The 18,690-nt window shown below is 54.0% G+C and carries 14 protein-coding genes, 2 tRNA genes and 1 other RNA gene; 6 read left to right on the forward strand and 11 right to left on the reverse strand.

Going from position 1 to position 18,690, the window contains the following annotated elements; translation table 11 throughout:
• Positions 1-123: 123 nt before the first annotated feature.
• From EZJ44_RS01485 to EZJ44_RS01500, 4 genes are all read right to left on the reverse strand, one after another.
• The gene (locus EZJ44_RS01485) at positions 124-867 is read right to left on the reverse strand and encodes a glycerophosphoryl diester phosphodiesterase (RefSeq protein ID WP_131279410.1); all 744 of its coding nucleotides are present in this window, start codon (positions 865-867) and stop codon (positions 124-126) included.
• Between the two features lie 358 nt (positions 868-1,225).
• Positions 1,226-1,298: transfer RNA gene (locus EZJ44_RS01490), tRNA-Thr, on the reverse strand.
• A 169-nt stretch (positions 1,299-1,467) separates the two neighbouring features.
• Positions 1,468-2,298, reverse strand: a complete 831-nt coding sequence (locus EZJ44_RS01495) for a DsbA family protein (RefSeq protein WP_131279412.1) — start codon at positions 2,296-2,298, stop codon at positions 1,468-1,470.
• Between the two features lie 207 nt (positions 2,299-2,505).
• Positions 2,506-4,509, reverse strand: a complete 2,004-nt coding sequence (locus EZJ44_RS01500) for a serine/threonine protein kinase (protein WP_165496066.1) — start codon at positions 4,507-4,509, stop codon at positions 2,506-2,508.
• Between the two features lie 261 nt (positions 4,510-4,770).
• Here EZJ44_RS01500 and EZJ44_RS01505 point away from each other — a divergent pair, with 261 nt between their 5' ends.
• The 3 genes from EZJ44_RS01505 to EZJ44_RS01515 all read left to right on the forward strand — a co-directional run bounded on the left by EZJ44_RS01505 (position 4,771) and on the right by EZJ44_RS01515 (position 7,687).
• Positions 4,771-5,898, forward strand: coding sequence for an ABC transporter ATP-binding protein (locus EZJ44_RS01505; RefSeq protein WP_131279415.1), 1,128 nt, complete (start codon positions 4,771-4,773; stop codon positions 5,896-5,898).
• A 148-nt stretch (positions 5,899-6,046) separates the two neighbouring features.
• Positions 6,047-7,333 carry a DUF4032 domain-containing protein gene (locus EZJ44_RS01510; protein WP_131279417.1) on the forward strand — a complete coding sequence of 429 codons (1,287 nt, stop codon included), beginning with the start codon at positions 6,047-6,049 and terminating at the stop codon, positions 7,331-7,333.
• A 78-nt stretch (positions 7,334-7,411) separates the two neighbouring features.
• Entirely contained in the window at positions 7,412-7,687 is a 276-nt protein-coding gene (locus tag EZJ44_RS01515) for a hypothetical protein (protein WP_131279419.1), read from the forward strand.
• A 95-nt stretch (positions 7,688-7,782) separates the two neighbouring features.
• Here the strand turns inward: EZJ44_RS01515 and EZJ44_RS01520 are convergent, their stop codons facing one another.
• The 6 genes from EZJ44_RS01520 to ffs form a co-directional block, all read right to left on the reverse strand.
• On the reverse strand, positions 7,783-8,826 hold the full coding sequence (locus EZJ44_RS01520; RefSeq protein ID WP_131279587.1) for an aspartate-semialdehyde dehydrogenase: 1,044 nt from the start codon (positions 8,824-8,826) through the stop codon (positions 7,783-7,785).
• A 2-nt stretch (positions 8,827-8,828) separates the two neighbouring features.
• A complete protein-coding gene (locus EZJ44_RS01525) occupies positions 8,829-10,103 on the reverse strand; it encodes an aspartate kinase (RefSeq protein WP_131279421.1) in 1,275 nt (424 codons plus the stop codon).
• A 123-nt stretch (positions 10,104-10,226) separates the two neighbouring features.
• Complete coding sequence (recR, locus tag EZJ44_RS01530; RefSeq protein ID WP_131279423.1) at positions 10,227-10,856, reverse strand: recombination mediator RecR; 630 nt, start codon at positions 10,854-10,856, stop codon at positions 10,227-10,229.
• The gene (locus EZJ44_RS01535) at positions 10,856-13,762 is read right to left on the reverse strand and encodes a DNA polymerase III subunit gamma and tau (protein ID WP_131279425.1); all 2,907 of its coding nucleotides are present in this window, start codon (positions 13,760-13,762) and stop codon (positions 10,856-10,858) included. Before EZJ44_RS01535 ends, recR begins: the two co-directional genes overlap by 1 nt.
• Positions 13,763-13,861: 99 nt before the next feature.
• Complete coding sequence (gene tsaD / locus EZJ44_RS01540) at positions 13,862-14,914, reverse strand: tRNA (adenosine(37)-N6)-threonylcarbamoyltransferase complex transferase subunit TsaD (protein WP_131279589.1); 1,053 nt, start codon at positions 14,912-14,914, stop codon at positions 13,862-13,864.
• A 154-nt stretch (positions 14,915-15,068) separates the two neighbouring features.
• Positions 15,069-15,164: signal recognition particle sRNA small type (gene ffs / locus EZJ44_RS01545), an RNA gene on the reverse strand.
• Between the two features lie 177 nt (positions 15,165-15,341).
• Here ffs and EZJ44_RS01550 point away from each other — a divergent pair.
• The 3 genes from EZJ44_RS01550 to EZJ44_RS01560 all read left to right on the forward strand — a co-directional run bounded on the left by EZJ44_RS01550 (position 15,342) and on the right by EZJ44_RS01560 (position 17,015).
• Positions 15,342-15,426 (forward strand) — tRNA-Ser (locus EZJ44_RS01550).
• Positions 15,427-15,809: 383 nt separating this feature from the next.
• On the forward strand, positions 15,810-16,388 hold the full coding sequence (locus tag EZJ44_RS01555) for a helix-turn-helix domain-containing protein (RefSeq protein WP_131279427.1): 579 nt from the start codon (positions 15,810-15,812) through the stop codon (positions 16,386-16,388).
• Between the two features lie 42 nt (positions 16,389-16,430).
• Positions 16,431-17,015, forward strand: coding sequence for a LytR C-terminal domain-containing protein (locus tag EZJ44_RS01560; protein WP_131279429.1), 585 nt, complete (start codon positions 16,431-16,433; stop codon positions 17,013-17,015).
• Between the two features lie 133 nt (positions 17,016-17,148).
• Here the strand turns inward: EZJ44_RS01560 and EZJ44_RS01565 are convergent, their stop codons facing one another.
• A complete protein-coding gene (locus EZJ44_RS01565; RefSeq protein ID WP_131279431.1) occupies positions 17,149-18,507 on the reverse strand; it encodes a uracil-xanthine permease family protein in 1,359 nt (452 codons plus the stop codon).
• Positions 18,508-18,690: the final 183 nt, after the last annotated feature.

Consider the following 18,690-nt stretch of genomic DNA (forward strand, 5'->3'; position numbering starts at 1 on the left):
CGCTACCTGCGGTTTCCCGCGTCACCTGCGTTACCCGCACAGGAATAATCGACACAGCGCGTTTTGGGCGCACTGTGCCACGCCGGCATCGGCGCCGGCGAATCCTCGCTATGGCGGGATGGGTTATGCCATAAATTCGTGGGCAATATCCGTAAATACGCCCGTAACACCCCAGTTGAAGAGCTCATTTGCACGAGCCTTACTATTGACAGTCCACACGTTAACGCCGAAGCCGGCATCACGGAAGGCTGCCACACGCTCTGGCGTAAGGCTGGCATCTTCAGGGTGAATATAGGTGGCGCCGACGAGTTCGAGGAGTGAACGCCAGTCGGGCCAGAGGTTTTCTTTCACGAAGAGTGCTCCGATTGCAAGATCGGGGCGTGCTTCGTGGACATGGTGGAGAAGGAGATGGTTGAAGCTGGAGATGATAATTTCACGCTCTGGATCAAGACGATCGAGCTCAGCGAGGGTATTTTCAATGAGCTTGAGGGAGGCATCTTTACCGCGCTCATTGGACTTCAGTTCAATATTGGCGTTCAGGCCAGTTTCGTTCATCAGATCGACAAGCTGACGCAAGGTGGGAAGAGGCTCGCCTGCGTATTGCTTGGAAAACCAGGCCCCGGCGTCGATCGAAGGAAGATCAGCCTCGGTGAGGTCATAGAAATAGCCGGAACGGTTCGTGGTGCGGTCGAGGAGAGTGTCATGGATTACCACGGGTGTGCCGTCACCGAGGATATCCACATCAGTTTCAATCCACGAAAGTCCATGCTCGGCAGCGAGCTTGAAAGCAGAAAGCGTGTTTTCAGGAGCGAGGGTGTTGAGCCCACGATGTGCGATCACTTCGCGTTCTAGCATTGTATGCGCCATAGTTCCTACCATCGTCTTCGACCTATTGCTAATAATAATTGTGTCGCCGCACGAAACTTTCGACAGTCCCTTACAGCCATTTTGCTAAGTAGCCTGCTGAATTAAGATACACCCTGTAGGTAAACGGGAATTGTATTTTTGCTACAGTGGGAAAGTTTCCAATGCTAACAATAGGTAAATGAACGTTGTTTCACGAAGCATGGGTAGGCCACTTCGGATTCTTGGGGCGCTTTTCGCAACATCTCGATATATGTACAGAAGTTGCGCGTATCGCACACGATTTCCGCAGTATAAGCCACATATGAGCCGCATAGCTCCCACGTGTTCCACACGCAACAGCACATCTAGGCAGCAAAAGAGCCCCCTGTCGGACTCGAACCGACGACATCCGCTTTACAAGAGCGGTGCTCTACCAACTGAGCTAAGGAGGCTTTGCTGGTGGTTTGGCGAACCATTGACTCACAAAAATACCAGCGTTTCAATATTGCCAGAAAGATGGGCGGGACGCCAATTTGATTGGCGTCCCGCCCATCCCGAGCAGAATTATTTAGGTCACATAGACTGTACTATTTAGTACGCTCAGCCATTTGACCAGCTCAGCTACTTAGTCGGCTTGGCCACGGAATCAAGGAATGCTGGCATTCCACCCTTGGCCCACTCCTCGGTTTCCTTTCCGTCGAGAGTCACCGTTGGCGTGCCCTTAAATCCCTTCTCGCGGAACTTATCAGTGGCTTTCTGCACCACATCCTGCCATTCCTTAGACTCAATCGAGGCCGGCATATCCGCCAAAACATCGTCTGGAACACCAGCCGCTTTAGCAATATCTGCAATCTCACCAGCTGTAGGCTGCGCCTTGGTACGCTTGAGAATTTCGTCGGTACGAGCGAAGAGTTTCTCTTGGAACTGTACGTAGTTATCCGGCGAATACGTTGCCACATAGAAAGCGGCGGCAGCGCCTAGCTGCGACATCGAACCACCCAAAATCGACACCGGGAAGTACTGCACTTGCACGTCTCCCGCAGCACTATGCTTCGCATAGGCAGCACCAGCAGCTTTTTCGAGGTCATTACAGTGTGTACAAATGAAATCCGAGTACACGCCAACCGTCGGTGCACCATTCGCCTTGGCTACTGCCTCACCTTTTGTGCCCACATAAATGCCGTAATCATCGGTCACGTTCGCCAATTTCACCGTGCGCTTCTCGCCGTCGTAACTGCCATGATCCGAAGCCTTGCTGGTCACGATCTTAACTACTGCGAAGACGACAAGCGCCAAGACCACCAGAATGCTCACGATTGTGAGGATCCGATTTCGCTTCGCACGCTTTTCTTCCTGCTCACGCAGCATGCGCGCTTTGTTCCGAGCCTCCGCCCGACGTTCTTCTTTGGTCTTTTTTTCGGTGCTCATGCCCGGAGTTTGCTTCGGTGCCATCTTGTTCCTTAATAATGAAGTTGATATGTATATCTAAATCGTCGATTCTACCAATCCCACAAACGCGTATTCGCTGGCAAGCACAACGTTTAAGAACCCTCGAACAACAACGCTCGATAACACATTCGATTATAAGCTATAAAAAATCTCGCATTCCATTTATCAGAGCGCTTATCAGCACTTTTTGCGGCAGCACCCAGAAGAAATTCAGAAATACAAATGTGGTACGGGCCACCACGATACGCTTTGCACTGTGTTGAAGATAAACGCTCCACAAACAGCGAAAATAAGCGCGAACACTATCCAAAACACACGGTATCCCACACTAGGCGTCACACCGTTGAGCACCACTCGCGCCCCTTCACGCACTTGGCTGCCAAAGGGTCGCAGCCACGACACCAAGAAAATTCCTGCAAGAACGCCCAATAAGATTGAACGCGGAACATCTTGCATGTATATATGCTGCGCAAATCGGAAGTATGCGAATGCTGCTCCCGCCGGTAACGCGACCGTCACCACAGTGCGCAATACGCTTCCCACCACAGTAAATGGCAAGCTCAGCATGGCTATGGAAACGTCGCTCCCTGACGGCCCGCCGCGGCGCAACCTGCGCCACAGTATCTTTTGCCGCACAGCACCTACCACGTCGAGCACCGAAAATACCGCCACCGCTGCGGCCAGCCCCACGAGAGGAGCTTTCACCGCAAGTAACGACGCCGCCACCCACATAATCCCCAGAAATATCCGGAACGTTGGGAGCGGCTTTGTACCAAGGATTGCCGCCTGCATTTGTTGGACATTCGGCGAAGCATCAGCTTGCATACCTGGCACACCTGCGACTGCCCCAGCTTGCACTCCATAAGGATTCGGCACCATCCCAGCCTGAACACCTGGCATCATTCTTTCCTGCGCACCATAAGTATTAAAGGTCGCCGCAGGCATCACCGCCGTTGGTGCTACAGGCGGGATCGACGGCGGCATCTCAGTTGGCGGCACATATTCCGGCTCTACCTGTGCCAATACTTCTGTCGGCATCGGCGAATCCACACCGGGCGTGACGTTGGCGATCAAGGTTGCCGGAGCGGTACCAGGCAAGTCATTCTCACTCGCAATCTCGGTCAAAATTGCGGTCTTGCCTGCTCGATCATCCTCTCGACACGGAAACTCATCGTCTTCCCCGTTACCACGAAAGACGCCGTCGTCATCAGCCACGTAGGGAGAGACGACGGTAGCCGCGTCGTCGTCGAAAACGACAGTGCCGTCGTCGTCAGCTTCTTCACCCGACCCGTACGCTACCATCTCAGTTTCGCCACCAGCAACAACGGTCGACGCATCGTCGTCACCGAGCCCACCGTCGTCGTCACCTAGCGCACTGGCAGCGCCCGCCACAGCGAAACCACCGCGGAGCCCAAGCAAAGAGGCGTTCGCCGGATCGCGCACCACCGAAAGCAGCTCATCAAAACTGATACGCCGCTGTGGATCAGGATCCAACGCCGCAGCAAATGCAAAGCTCAACGGCGCTTCAATGCCTTCAAGATCAGGCGGCATCGTCAACACACGATGCATCACCACCGCAGCTTGCCCCTTGCCATAGGGCGGCCGACCAGTCGCGGCATAAGCCAAAACAGCAGCTAGAGCCCACCAATCGGCGTCCGCATCAGGGGCACCACCGCGCAATACACGTGGATCACAGTATCCAGGGGTGTGTGCGAGTGAACCAGTCTGCGTGAGGCGCGTATCGTCGCCAGCTTGAGCGATACCAAAATCAATCAGCACAGGGCCTTCCGGCCCGATCATCACATTAGACGGTTTAAGATCGCGGTGTAGCACCCCAGCACTGTGGATCGAGTCGAGTGCATCGGCCAGTTCTTCACCGAGCGTGAGCAAATCATCATTTTCGTATCGCCCCTGCTCACGCACGTCAGCTTCTAACGTAGGGCCGTCGATCAACTCGGTCACGATGAAAACTTCGTCGTCGTCAATCTCAGCGTCCACTACCTGTGCCACGTACGGCCCCCGCACCCGCCGCAACATGGCCACTTCCCGGCGCAAACGATCGCGCGAAGCAGGATCGGCCGCGATAGCCGGATGCATCAACTTGAGAGCAACACGCGCACCACCAGCATCGATAGCTTCGTATACAGACGACATTCCGCCAAAACCAATTCGTTTTACGATGCGGTAACCACCGATTTCCGTGCGCTGGCGCATTACCCTCCTCAGTGCCATTAAAATTGGACGCCGTTGGATCGGACATCTTGCGACGATCATACCGCAAACGTCTCGGGAGCAGATAACGTGTTCTCATTCACCCTTAAACAGTTTTCCAGACAATTTGTGCAGCGTATGAAACAATGATGCTAGTGAGTTTTGCCAGCTGTAGGCTCGCGAAATAATTCACTGTGTTAGGCAACCGCCTCGCACCTTTCACTCGGATCGTCCGGCACGTACCTGCCGGTGAAGGGACATGTAATGGCTACAGTTACATTCGAAAATGCCACCCGCATTTATCCAGGTTCAGATAAACCTGCAGTTGATTCATTCAATCTTGAAATTAAAGACGGCGAATTCCTCGTTCTCGTTGGACCCTCCGGTTGCGGAAAATCCACGACGCTGCGCATGCTTGCTGGCCTCGAAGACGTCAATTCCGGCCGCATCTACATTGGTGACCGCGACGTTACCGACGTAACTCCAAAAGATCGCGATATTGCGATGGTTTTCCAGAACTACGCGCTCTACCCGCACATGACCGTTGCAGACAATATGGGATTTGCGCTCAAAATCGCTGGTGTAGATAAAGAAACGATTCGTTCCCGAGTTGAGGAAGCAGCGAAGATTCTCGACTTGACCGAATATCTTGACCGCAAGCCGAAGGCTCTTTCCGGTGGTCAGCGTCAGCGTGTGGCTATGGGTCGCGCTATCGTGCGTAAGCCGCAAGTGTTCCTGATGGACGAACCACTCTCGAACCTGGACGCTAAACTCCGCGTTCAAACCCGCACACAAATCGCATCTTTGCAGCGTGAACTGGGCGTAACCACCGTTTACGTCACCCACGACCAAACCGAAGCGCTCACCATGGGTGATCGCATCGCCGTGCTCAAGGACGGAATCTTGCAGCAAGTTGCCAGCCCAGACGAGATGTTTGCCCGCCCGGCAAACGCTTTCGTTGCCGGCTTCATCGGCTCGCCTGCCATGAACCTTGGCGACTGGCGCGTTGAGGGCACGAACGCCGTCTTCGGTGAAGCGAAGCTCCCGCTTCCAGCACCGGTACGTGCGGCTCTCACAAGCGAAGATGCCACACACGTAACGATCGGTCTGCGTCCAGAAGCTTTCGACGTGGTACCAGCCGCCACCGAAGATTCGATTCCGCTCAAGGTAACCTTCGTTGAGCATCTCGGATCCGATGCCTACATCTATGGAAGCGTTGTGGGAGCCGACGCCGAATCCACGCGTTTCGGTTCAGGTGATGACTCCGAATCGATGACGGTACGCGTGTCTCCCGAAACTGTTCCTGCAGCTGGCGATGTAATTTACCTCGCTCCACGCGAGAACTACGTGCACTACTTCTCGGCTGTGAGCGGCAACCGCATCGGCAACTGAGAGAATTAGACGATTAGTTTACTAATCTGAAGCTCAAGGGGCGCGGAAGCACGGCACTGTGCACTTCCGCGCCCCACACGCTAGCGACTCACCACCCAAATACACCGCAAGCACGCTACGCAAACAAGCAGCACAGCAAGGAAATGCGATGACGAACGAACCTGTACCACAGCGCAAAGCGCTTGAAATCACCTCCGCAGAGGTGCAGTCGGCTCTGCTCGATTTGCCGTGGAATCTGCCACTGCGCGAATGGCCAGATGATATTATCGCAGCTCTCCCCCGCGGAATTTCGCGCCACGTGGTGCGGTTCGTGAAACTTGACGGCCAAATTCTTGCCGTCAAAGAGATCGGCGAAAGCGTCGCCCATCACGAATACGAGACTCTGCGGGATCTCAATCGGCTTGAAACGCCCTGCGTCGAGCCGGTGGCGGTAGTCACCCACCGCTACGACGATGCTGGTGAAGCGCTCAACGCCGCACTTGTGACTCGGCATCTTGCCTTTTCGCTCCCGTATCGCGCAGTGTTTGGGCAGTCGGTGATGCGCCCCGAAACTGTGAAACGCCTGATTGATGCGCTTGCCGTGCTCATGGTGCGCTTGCACCTCATTGGTTTTTACTGGGGTGACGTTTCACTTTCCAATACGCTTTTCAGGCGCGACGCCGGTGAGTTCGCTGCGTATTTGGTCGACGCCGAGACGGGCGAGTTGCGTGAACATCTATCCACCAAGAAGCGCGAATACGACGTGGACGTGGCACGCACAAATATCATCGGCGAGCTACTCGATCTTCAAGCAGGTGGTGTGCTCGATGAGGATTTTGATTCCATTGCCGTGGGCACTCGTTTCGCTGACCGCTACAGTTCGCTGTGGAATGAACTCACTTCGGAGGAGTCGTTCAATATCGACGAACGCTGGCGTGTAGACAACCGCATCCGCCGGCTCAATGAGCTGGGATTTGACGTGGCTGAGTTGGCAATGACTGCCGACATTTATGGCACGTCGCTGTCGATCAAACCAAAAGTGGTAGATGCCGGGCATTATTCACGCAAGATTATGCGGCTCACCGGGCTTGACGTTGAAGAAATGCAGGCTCGACGCATGATGAACGATATTGAATCCTATCGCGCACTCACTGGAAATTCGCAGATGGCGCTATCTATCGTGGCTCACGAATGGATGACCACCGTGTTTGAACCTACTGTGCGCGCAATCCCGCGCGAACTGCGCGGAAAACTCGAGCCAGCCCAGATCTTTCACGAAATCCTAGATCACCGCTGGTACATCGCCGAAAATGCCGGACACGACGTGCCCATGCAGGAAGCCGTGCAATCGTATATCGACCAAGTGCTCAAAGATCGTCCCGACGAAGTTGCCTTGCTCGACCTCAAAGGTTTCGATGAGGATTTCGACGACGACTGGTCCGGTTACATGGCCTAGGTGTAGACGTACGCGTTAACAAGAATCGTGATCGATTCTCATTACATTTGACGAACCTTGGCTTAGGGAGAGCATAAAATGCCTAAACAAGAAATACTTCGGAAATTACTACTCGGAATTGCCATTGCCGCATACTTTAATGCGGTCATTATTGCCTGCTCGTTTGCAAAAGGTTTGGATTTTTCCGAGGCCACTCAAACCTATTTTCCTGCCATGATCTCTTTTGGCATTCTTGGTCTAGTAATTCCTTTTCTTCCACACAAAAGCACATCTCAGAAAAAGTATCTGCCAGTAATGTTTGGCGTTGCTTCAGGGCTTGTGTTGTTGCTCATCGCCTGGGCTGTGCTGCTATAAAGATTGGTGGCGTGTTGGGGGATGAGACTACGTCTCATCCCCCAACACGCCACCAATGTCTAGTTCAGCTAAATATATTCTAAGAAACGAGCGAATCAGCCGCGCAGTTCCTCAATGAGCAGTTCAGCGAGCTGAATAGTGTTGAGAGCAGCCCCTTTGCGGAGGTTGTCTCCCACTACAAACAACGCCAATCCTTTTCCATCAGCAATCGACTGATCTTGGCGCACACGCCCAACCAAGCAGTCATCAATACCTGCGCCAGCAAGCGGTGTAGGCACATCAACATACTGAACGCCCGGTGCATCTTTGAGCAATTCGATAGCCCGATCAGCCGAAATAGCATTATTGAACTGCGCATTTACGCTCATCGAGTGGCCAGTAAACACCGGAATACGCACACACGTTCCACTCACGAGCAACTGCGGGATCCCTAAAATCTTGCGCGACTCGTTACGCAGCTTCTGCTCCTCATCAGTCTCATAAGAGCCATCGTCAACCAAATTGCCAGCAAAAGGAACCGCATTAAACGCAATTGGAGCAACATAAGGTGCCGTATCGGCAGGCCAGTCAATCGCATGCCCGTCCAGTGCCAAGCCTTCCAGATTCTCCTGCCCAGCACCCGCCCGGGTCTGATCCGCCAAAGCCCGCACGCCCTTCACGCCAGAACCAGAAACTGCCTGGTAAGACGAAACCGTAAGGCGCTCAAGCCCCGCCTCATCGTGCAATACTTTCAACACTGGCATAATCGCCATCGTAGTGCAGTTGGGGTTGGCGATAATTCCCTTGGGCCGATTCTTCAAATCCTGCGGATTCACCTCAGAAACCACCAGTGGGCACTGCGGATCCTTGCGCCAAGCCGAAGAATTGTCCACCACCACAGCGCCGGCTTTCACAAATTTTGGAGCGTACTCCAGCGAAGCACTCGCACCAGCGGAGAACACAGCGACGTCAATACCAGCAAAATCAGCAGTGGCGATATCTTCTACCACCACGTCTTGACCACGGAACGGCAAGGTAGTACCTGCCGAACGCGCCGTCGCAAAGAAACGCACCGCATCGACGTCTACATTCCGCTCTTCAAGCAGCGTGCGCATCACGCGCCCTACCTGCCCCGTCGCTCCAACTACAGCAAGAGTCATGCTCACCGTCCCGTACCTCCATAAACGATTGCTTCACCTTCGGCATCGAGATCGAACGCCGTGTGCACTGCCCGAACGGCGTCGTCAAGCAGCTTTTGCTCCATAACCACCGAAATACGAATCTCCGACGTCGAAATCATATCGATATTCACGCCAACTTCCTGCAGCGCCTCAAAGAGCTTCACCGAAACACCCGGATGCGAACGCATACCTGCGCCTACCAGCGAAAGGATGCCGACACCGTCGTCGCGCGCAATCTTCTCGAAACCGATTTCTTCTCTCGCGCCTTCCAACGCTGCAACGGCCGTATCGACGTCCGCAATCGGCAGCGTGAACGAAATATTCGCCACGCCCTCGAGATTCGTGGGCGTATTTTGCACGATCATGTCGATATTGACGCCCGCCTTAGCTACCACAGCGAAAAGTCGCGCCGCAGCACCCGGTTGATCCGGCACGCCTTTCACAGTGATTTTCGCCTGCGATTTATCGTGGCTCACGCCCGAAATAATAGGTGCTTCGTTGTTGCCGTCGAGGTAGCGGCGTGAGTTTTCGTCCACGATCCAGGTTCCTTCCTTGTTGGAAAATGATGAACGCACATGCAGCGGCACATCAAAACGACGCGCGTATTCCACAGCGCGCAAATGGAGAATTTTTGCTCCGTGAGCTGCCATTTCGAGAGTCTCTTCAAATGTGAGCGCTGCAAGTTTATGGGCGCTGGGCACGATACGCGGATCTGCCGTAAACACACCGTCCACGTCCGAATATATCTCGCAAACGTCCGCGTTGAGGGCAGCGGCAAAGGCGACGGCGGTGGTATCGGAACCGCCGCGGCCCAGGGTGGTGACGTCGTCGTGCCGATTGACGCCTTGGAATCCAGCGATAATGGCCACCCCGCCGTCGTTGACCGTACGAGCGATACGCTCAGGAACAACCCCGACGATCGAAGCCTTACCGTACTTCGAATCAGTGTGCAGGCCTGCCTGCTGACCCGTGTATGCAAATGCAGGCACACCGAGTTCGTTCACTGCCATCGCCAAAAGCGCCATAGAGATACGCTCACCTGCCGTGAGCAGCACATCCATTTCACGAGCAGGAGGTTTTGTGGACACCGAATTGGCAAGATCAATGAGGTCATCGGTAGTGTCGCCCATCGCTGAAACGATCACCACAACCTGTTTCCCCTCGTTGTGCGTATCAACAATGCGCTGTGCCACGCGGCGTATCGACTCGGCGTCGGCAACAGATGAGCCGCCGAATTTTTGAACTACTAGAGTCACGAGCATCCCTCCTCGGTGTTGGAGACAATACTAAATCTGCGCAGTGAACATCGGCTGTACTATCCAATTTGTGGACACCTCTGGTGGACACATCGGCAAGCATCTAGCCGCAGTTACGTGCTTTCAGGAATCGAGTTCGCTCATCGGGGTGTGAAGCCGCTGCCGGCCTTCCAAAGCGCGCGAAATAGTGATCTCATCGGCGTATTCAAGATCGCCCCCAACAGGCAAACCGGATGCAAGCCGCGAAACCACTACGCCCATATGCGAAAGATTCAGAGAAAGATACGTGGCCGTGGCTTCGCCTTCAACGTTTGGATCCATTGCCAAAATAACCTCTTTGACCTCGCCAGAAGCGAGTCGCGCATAAAGTTCACGGATTCGAAGATTCTCCGGGCCCACGCCGCCGATGGGGTCAATCGCGCCGCCAAGCACGTGGTATCGACCACGGTATTCGCGGGCACGCTCGATTGCAACGATATCGCGCGATTCTTCTACCACGCAGATCACTGAGTCTAGTCGGCGCGGATCAGAGCAGATTCGGCATACGTCAGTTTCCGTCACGTTGCCGCATATCGTGCAGAACTTGACCTTGAGTTTCACCGCCTGCAGAGCCTCGACCAGCGCCTGCACCTCGGAATCGTCCACTTCCAGGAGGTGGAATGCGATGCGCTGTGCTCCTTTTGGCCCTACACCAGGAAGTCTGCCGAGTTCATCGATGAGTTCTTGGACTGCTCCATCGTAAACTCCAGCCATTAAGCACCTGCCTCGTGTGAAATCTCTTCGATAACCTTCGCATCAAACTTGTCTAAGACTACATTGATTCCAACCAAATTAGATTGCGAAATCTCCGGATCGTCTAAAGAAACCTCGTCCCAATCCGATTCCGGCTTCGCTGGCATCGGATTTTCAATGCTCTGTGCAGTATTTTCACGCTCAACAGACGCCTCGCTCGCAAAATGTGAACTCTGGAACGCAAGCCTTTCTGGTTCAGTTTCGCGCGCAAAACTCGGCTTGAGTGGCGGTGGGGCAGGCATGTTTTGCGCATAGAACGGCACGTTCGGGCTCGCTTGCGGCGTTTCTTGAGGCTTTGCTACTGGTGTTACCGCTTGCTCATTTACCTGCGGCATCTCTTGTGGCGACGACGACGTTCGCTCCGGTACTGATGCCCGCCTGCTTTCGTTTGAGACGGGCGCCGAAACACCTTCTACCTCAAGTGCCAGCGCAGGCTCCTCATGATCTGCCACTTCGCCTAACTCGGAGTCAGCTCCCACTCGCACCTCGGGGATTGCAATTCCGTCGACGAGTGGAGCGAGCACCCCTGCTGGATCGGCAGTAGCGTCGTCGTTCCCTTCTGCCTGTGCGACGTCACACGACGGATCATAAGCCGGATCGTTCGCTGGATATTCGTACGTGTCGTCTTCGAATTCATCTGGCTCTCGAAGATATTCCGAGGTTATAGGCTCACGAGGGCTGGAAGTAGCCGTGCTCCCGCCGGCAGTTGGCTCGGCGGTTGGCATCTGTGCAGCTGGCATTGCACCTGATCGGACAGCCGGCGTAGCAATTGTGCGCGCATCGGACGATGTAGAAGCGTGTTCAGCTGGCGTGTTCTTTGCTCCGCTGGTCTCGTTCCCACTCGTGCCCTGCGGAGCTTCAACTTTTGGGGGGCGTTCACCCGAATCTGCGCTGGCAGGTGTGCCATTAGTTTTCCTAAAATCGGCATCCCACGCCACGGAATCTGCCGCAGTATTGTGTACCCCGTCGTCTCCCGCTGGAGGATTAGCGAGCTTATCTGGCGGAACGAACCGACCTTCGCAGCGCGTTTTCAACCCAGTTTCATCAAAGACGGCGTGCGCCAGCGCGAAAATCGTGGGATGGCTGAAATTAAACACCCGCGCGGATTCATCGTCCACGAAGCCCACCACAATAACATTGTTTTCAAAGCTCACTGCACCAGTTGAGGTAGCAAGCACCTGTGCGGCCTCTGGATTCTCCGAAGTTTTCGCAATGATTGCGGTCCACTTCGCCTGGATGCGTTCCAGATCGGACAGCTCACGTGGCGCGGCGGCAGGTGAATTCTCAGGTACTGGCGCTGCGGTAGTAGGTTTTGGAGTTTGAGCAGTTTCCGACGCCGATTTAGCTTGCGGAGCCGCGATAGCGCCCGTAGCCGACTCGGTGTTCGCAGTCGACTCGGCATTAGTAGCCGGCTGAGCTGCCGGTTTTTCAACGGCAGCAAACGACGGCATTGGTTGGCGGCGCGGATCCACCACAGGTTTATGCGCAGGTTCGGCTGCTGTTTGCGAGACAGAAGGAGCTGGAGAAGGAACTTGGGCCGATGCGCCAATATTAGGCGCGCCTGGCATACTTGGCACGTTCGGAACGCTTGGCATGTTCGGCATATTTGGCATCGGCCGAGCAACGCCGCTGGCAGAAGTACCAGCACCGCTCGCGGGTGCAGGCGCACTACCCATTGCACCACTCGGTGCAGTACCAGATACACTCCCGCCCGCTACGTTCCCACTCGATACTGGCTGCGTAGGAACAACTGGCGCCACGGCGTCGGCCTGCGCCACAATCAAACGCGCACAGAGCAACTCGAGCTGCAAACGCGGCGCAGTTGCTCCCGCCATCGTCGATAGCGCCTCGTTGACGAGGTCAGCCGAGCGAGAAGCGCGACGTGCTCCCAGCTCCTGAGCTTGCTGCACCATCAATGCATACTGATCATCAGGCACCGAAACGAAAACATCGTGCACGGATTCTCCCGCGAGCGCAATAATCACCAAGTCGCGCAGGCGTTGTAAGAGGTCTTCGACGAAGCGGCGCGGATCGTGACCCGAACGCACCACAGCGTCCACCACAGCGAACAAAGCTGCACCATCTTGAGCCGAGATAGCTCGCACAGTCTCGTCAAGCAAGGACGCAGACGTGTAACCCAGCAACGCAACGGCAGATTCGTAATCGAGCGTGACGCCGTCGGAACCACCAATGATTTGGTCAAGCACCGACAGCGTATCGCGCACCGAACCAGTACCCGCACGAACTACCAAAGAAAGGAGATCGTGACCAGCGGTAATATTCTCGTGCGCACACAGCTGAGCCAAGTAATTCTCCAAGACCGGCGGCGGAACAAGCCGGAACGGATAATGATGGGTGCGCGAACGAATCGTGCCAATCACCTTTTCCGGCTCTGTAGTAGCAAAAATGAATTTCACATGTGGAGGCGGCTCTTCCACCAGCTTCAAAAGCGCGTTAAATCCCTGGTTAGACACCATGTGGGCTTCGTCGATGATGAAAATCTTGAACCGATCACGAACCGGAGCAAACCCAGCCTGTTCGCGCAGCTCACGCGCGTCGTCCACACCACCGTGCGAGGCGGCGTCGAGCTCAACCACGTCAAGCGAACCAGAACCGTCACGGGAAAGCTCCCGGCATGATTCACATACGCCACAAGGGGTATCGGTTGGGTATTCTGCACAGTTCAAAGCACGAGCAAGAATGCGAGCCGAGGTAGTTTTACCACAACCGCGCGGGCCAGAAAATAGGTAGGCATGAGTTGTTCGCCCTGCTTCCAGGGCTGCCATCAGCGGTTCAGTTACGTGTTCCTGACCTATAACTTCTTGAAAAGTCTGCGGACGATAACGGCGATACAGGGCAATACTCACGCCCTCTAGTCTACTTCAATTAGGCGACGCCCGTTAGCCGCTACGAAGTTCTGTGGAGAATTTCGAGGTGATCGTTGGCGGGCTGAGATTTGTGGAAAATCAGCGCAGAATCGTTACTTCACGCTCAAGACCAGTATCAACTGTGATATTCAACGGTGAAGGATCGACGCCGTTACGCACCATCTCCCAGCCCAGAGCAGCGATCATCGCGCCATTATCAGTGCAGTAGCGAATCGGCGGGATACGCACGGTGATACCACGCTTAGCAGCGCGTTCTTCAGCAAGTGCACGCAGCCGGGAATTTGCCGAGAAGCCGCCACCGATCACCAAAGTATCGCAATCGTTGAGCTCACACGCCTTAATAGCCTTGCCGACCAGCGAATCAGCCACCGCCTCAGAAAAACCAGCAGCAATATCAGCTTTCGGAATTTCCTCGCCGCGCTGCTGAAGCCCTTCGATGTGCCGCGCCACCGCCGTCTTCAATCCTGAGAAGGAGTAATCGTACTGGTGGAGAGCTTGGTTCTTGCCGGAGGTTAAACCACGCGGGAAACGGATCGCAGTTGGATCGCCTTCCTTCGCGAGTCGATCAACGTGCGGACCGCCTGGGTACGGAAGCCCAAGGAGACGACCAACCTTGTCGAAAGCCTCACCAGCGGCGTCGTCCAAAGTTCCGCCAAGTTCGACGACGTCGGACACAATATTCTTGATGAGCAGCAGGTGCGAGTGCCCACCGGAAACCACCAGACCCACGAATTTCTCAGGGAAATCACCATGAACGAGTTCGTCCACCGCGATGTGTCCGATAATATGATTGACGCCGTAAAAAGGCTTCCCGAGAGCCAGCGCGAGGGCTTTAGCTGCCGAAACACCTACCGTAAGCGGACCAACAAGACCAGGACCTGCGGTTGCGGCAACCGCATCGACGTCGGCCAAAGTGACGCCCGCCTTTTCCAAAGCAGCGTCGAGAGTCGGAACGAAAGATTCTAGGTGAGCACGGGAGGCAATCTCAGGAATAATGCCACCATAACGTGCATATTCGTCCATTGACGTTGCAGTGACATCGGCGAGAAGTTCACCATTGCGCACCAGCGCCACACCAGTTTCATCGCAGGACGTTTCGATACCTAAAACAAGTTCATTCACGGTGTCCATCATAATGCGGCGCGGGATTTGTAGCCACCGACGTGGGGGTGATGTTCACGTAATGCTCAGCGGCGAGAGCGTGAGAAGTTTGGAGTTGGTGGCGAGGCTTGGTAAGCACCGAAAGCAACCACCCTCAGCAAGAGGAGAAGAGTACAGATGTTAGATACAGGACGCCCCACGCACCCGCCAGAGCTCCCGTGCCCTTGCTGCATTCCTGCCCTGGGGGATTCCGAAAGATGACGCCACGTGGGGAGTCGTGACTATCCTATATGAGCGACGAAGATTTAGCCAAACCTGCAAAATTGGCGAAATGCTGGGCACAAACCTAACGCAAGCGGCGATATGAGACACAAAACACCGCCGTCATCCAGAAATTAATTTTCAAAAACAGGCATCGAACAAGTACACTATTCGGGTATGCTCTTGTGAGCTACACGGAGGTATCGCCTAGTGGCCTATGGCGCACGCTTGGAAAGCGTGTTGGGTGCAAGCCCTCGGGGGTTCGAATCCCCCTACCTCCGCAGTTGCCTGCTGACGCGGATCATTTCGCATCAGCAGGTTTTTTGTTTTTCTAAGCGCAGCCGCCTTCGCATTTTCATATCACACCAATGCCGGTAGTATAATGCACCACATTTTTAACACATGCCCAGACGTTCAAATCCAAGCACCCCGAGAGCAAGATATTTCACCCACACCTAAAACGGCTTTCTTACCGGCAAACTCACACTACAAAGCTATGAATAAATCCGCCATTCGCACCTCAAAAGAAGCAGATTTATAAGACACTCTACCCAGATTTTTATAAAAGCCGAGCAAAATAACCAAATTATCCGTGACACTTTACCTTGAGCTATGCTACATTTTATTACAACCAGTACTAAACGAGCACGTATGGAATATTGTTATGAAATTGTCTGAAATCCAAAAATCAATCTTGAGCTACCTCCAACAAAAAGAGGATTGGGCAACGATTGTAGAAATTGCGGACACCCTTGAAGTTCACCCCAACTCAGCTCGTAGTGCTGTTACAAAGCTAACCAACGGTGGAATGCTTGAACGTAGCCAACAGCGCGACGGCAAAAAAGGTCGCCCCACGTTTGTGTTCCGCGCTCGCACCGGCCGTTTCCCGGTGTTGCGCGAGGCAATCGCAACGATTGAGCATTCGTCTGAACAGGAAAAAGCGATCGTCGAAGCCTTAATTAGCGGCAAATACGAAGGCATTCTCGAAAATGAAGAAGATTTGATGTCCGCGATCATGGACTTCCTCGCCAAAATCGATATCGAATGCTACGAGGAAGACGGCAAGGTCTATGTATCATCGTGTCCATTACGCAATGGCGATGATATTCCTGGATTCACCTGCAGAATGCACCGCATGATTATCCAACAAGCTGTTGGCAAGCGTGGAACCGTGATGCTAAGTCCAGTTCGTGTAGACGGCGAATGCCGCCTTTCTGTGCGCGAAACAAAAATGTCGGCGTGATTCCTCTCCCCACGAGCGCCTTCACTAGGCTAGATTTATTCCGTGAACGAAAGACTTTCTGAAAGCAAAGCGCGATCTGAGTATCGGAAAAAAATCCACGAGCGCCAAGTGCTACTTTTCGGCATTATCGGTGCAGTGATGCTTTTTCTGCTCTTGATCAATACCCTATTTTCGACGGGCCTCGTGCCGTTCCCTTTCAAGCATGACTTTTCACGTAAAGAGGGCGTGACGCTCGTTTACCCCTGCGCGAACGACGACGCAAAGCCAGCTGACTTGAAAACGATTCCGGCGCGAGTGTTCAACGCAAGCGGAAAATCAGGTGTTGCCAAGCAAGTAAGCGACGCACTCAAAGCCCGTGGCGTACAGGTTTCTGCTACGGCAAACTGGGATGGCGAAGCGAAGGTTTCCGAATCGACTCGTATCCTCACCGGCGTTGATGGCATTAACAATGCCTATACACTACGCGCATTTTTCCCGCAGTCGAAGATCGTTTTTGATAGCACGCTCAAGTCTGAGATCGTTGATGTTGTGATTGGCGAGGGTTGGCAGGAAATGCACGCTCAACCCACCGAGCAAGACTTCCTTGAAGCGATGAAGTCTCAAGAAAAGTGCACGAAGGATCTGTAGTAGTCTGTAAAGCCTCGCTCTTGAGCTAAACACAGCTATTAACATTTCACCTGCATGTTTTATTTGCTTACTAGCACTGGGGGTGTACATCATTCATGATGTACACCCCCAGCCACACTAGCCAGTGCCTAATTTAGCGAATCAGCATGCCCGGCTCTAGTTCAGCTCCTGCAGGTGCCGACGCCGGAGACGCAGCTTCTTGCGAAGTGCCACGCCACCGAGAAATCGAGCGCATAAGGTGATAGATGAGGATTGCGCAGAAGGAACCAATCGCAATACCTTCAAATACCATGCCGCCCAAGTGAAAACTGTAATTAGCGATCGCCACTACCATCGCAACTGCCGCAGTATTGAGATTTACCGGATCGGAGAAATCCACCCGATTTTGTACCCAAATTCGTACGCCGAGCATGCCAATCATTCCATACAGAACAGTTGCCGCTCCCCCAAGTACACCCGGCGGAATTGTTGCGATCAGCTGGCCAAACTTCGGGAACATCGACAGTGCCAGCGCAATACTCGCTGCAATAATGTAGGCGGCAGTCGAATATATCCTCGTTGCAGCCATCACGCCAATATTTTCAGCATATGTGGTGGTACCCGAACCGCCACCAGCACCAGCGAACATGGTTGAGATACCGTCAGCGAAAAGCGCACGTCCAGTAACGTCGTCGAGATCTTTTCCAGTCATTGCCGATACCGACTTCACGTGCCCCACATTCTCAGCGATGAGCACTAAAACCACTGGCACGAAAAGGCCCAGTAGCGAGGCATCGAATGCCGGCGCACGAAAATGGGGCACACCCAGCCAAGATGCATCTGAAATCGCTGTAAAATCGACCTCACCGCGCACCACGGCCACAACGTATCCCACGAGCACACCAACGAGAATCGACAAACGTCCGAGAATCCCACGGAACAACACTGTAACAAGGAGAATAGTAACGATAGTGACGATAGCCGTCACCGGCGCCGTCTTGACGTTGTTCCACGCTGCCGGAGCCAAATTGAAACCGATAAGCGAGACAATCGCACCGGTCACTACCGGAGGCATGAGCTTGTCGATCCACCGCGCGCCTGCGAAGTGCACAATCACACCCACCAATGCGAGAGTTACACCCACGGCAATGATTCCACCCTGCGCCAATGCTGCTTTTGCTTCATCGAGTGGCGCGCCGCCGCCGGCCACATATCCCGTTACCGCCCCAATCGGCGCCAATAAAGCGAAGGACGACCCCAAATAAGATGGAAGCCGCCCCGCCGTCACCAAGATAAAAAGAATGGTTCCGAATCCGGTGAAAAATAACGTCGTTGCCGGATCGAAACCAGTTAATAGCGGAACCAAGAACGTGGCTCCAAACATTGCCACCACGTGTTGAGCTCCAATGCCAAACATAATTGGCCAGTTCATTCGTTCATTAGGAAGAACCACATCGCCCGGGGGCATATGTTTGCCATTTCCGTGTAATTTCCAACCCAGCTTCTGCGCCATAACTTCTCCTCTTAGTTAGTGGATTCTCAGTTATGGTAGTGGCTCGAAGCCGCTTTCCGCGCACTGTCCAGATGTTGTAGTATTCACGGTTCAAAATACGGAATTTTTGAGCAATTCATGGCAGACTTATAGCAGTGTTTTTTCTACGGCCGCTTATGCGCAACAGACGCGCACGTCTAAGCC

The sequence above is a fragment of the Arcanobacterium bovis genome, from assembly GCF_004331995.1.
Classification (GTDB): domain Bacteria; phylum Actinomycetota; class Actinomycetes; order Actinomycetales; family Actinomycetaceae; genus Arcanobacterium_A; species Arcanobacterium_A bovis.

Excerpts from the sequence above, each read along its gene's own strand:
- EZJ44_RS01505 (WP_131279415.1), top strand. The coding sequence starts at position 4,771 with ATGGCTACAGTTACATTCGAAAATGCCACCCGCATTTATCCAGGTTCA.
- recR (WP_131279423.1), bottom strand. The coding sequence starts at position 10,856 with ATGGCTGGAGTTTACGATGGAGCAGTCCAAGAACTCATCGATGAACTC.
- EZJ44_RS01515 (WP_131279419.1), top strand. The coding sequence starts at position 7,412 with ATGCCTAAACAAGAAATACTTCGGAAATTACTACTCGGAATTGCCATT.
- EZJ44_RS01500 (WP_165496066.1), bottom strand. The coding sequence starts at position 4,509 with ATGCGCCAGCGCACGGAAATCGGTGGTTACCGCATCGTAAAACGAATT.
- EZJ44_RS01485 (WP_131279410.1), bottom strand. The coding sequence starts at position 867 with ATGGCGCATACAATGCTAGAACGCGAAGTGATCGCACATCGTGGGCTC.
- EZJ44_RS01565 (WP_131279431.1), bottom strand. The coding sequence starts at position 18,507 with ATGGCGCAGAAGCTGGGTTGGAAATTACACGGAAATGGCAAACATATG.
- EZJ44_RS01520 (WP_131279587.1), bottom strand. The coding sequence starts at position 8,826 with ATGACTCTTGCTGTAGTTGGAGCGACGGGGCAGGTAGGGCGCGTGATG.
- EZJ44_RS01510 (WP_131279417.1), top strand. The coding sequence starts at position 6,047 with ATGACGAACGAACCTGTACCACAGCGCAAAGCGCTTGAAATCACCTCC.
- tsaD (WP_131279589.1), bottom strand. The coding sequence starts at position 14,914 with ATGGACACCGTGAATGAACTTGTTTTAGGTATCGAAACGTCCTGCGAT.
- EZJ44_RS01495 (WP_131279412.1), bottom strand. The coding sequence starts at position 2,298 with ATGGCACCGAAGCAAACTCCGGGCATGAGCACCGAAAAAAAGACCAAA.
- EZJ44_RS01555 (WP_131279427.1), top strand. The coding sequence starts at position 15,810 with ATGAAATTGTCTGAAATCCAAAAATCAATCTTGAGCTACCTCCAACAA.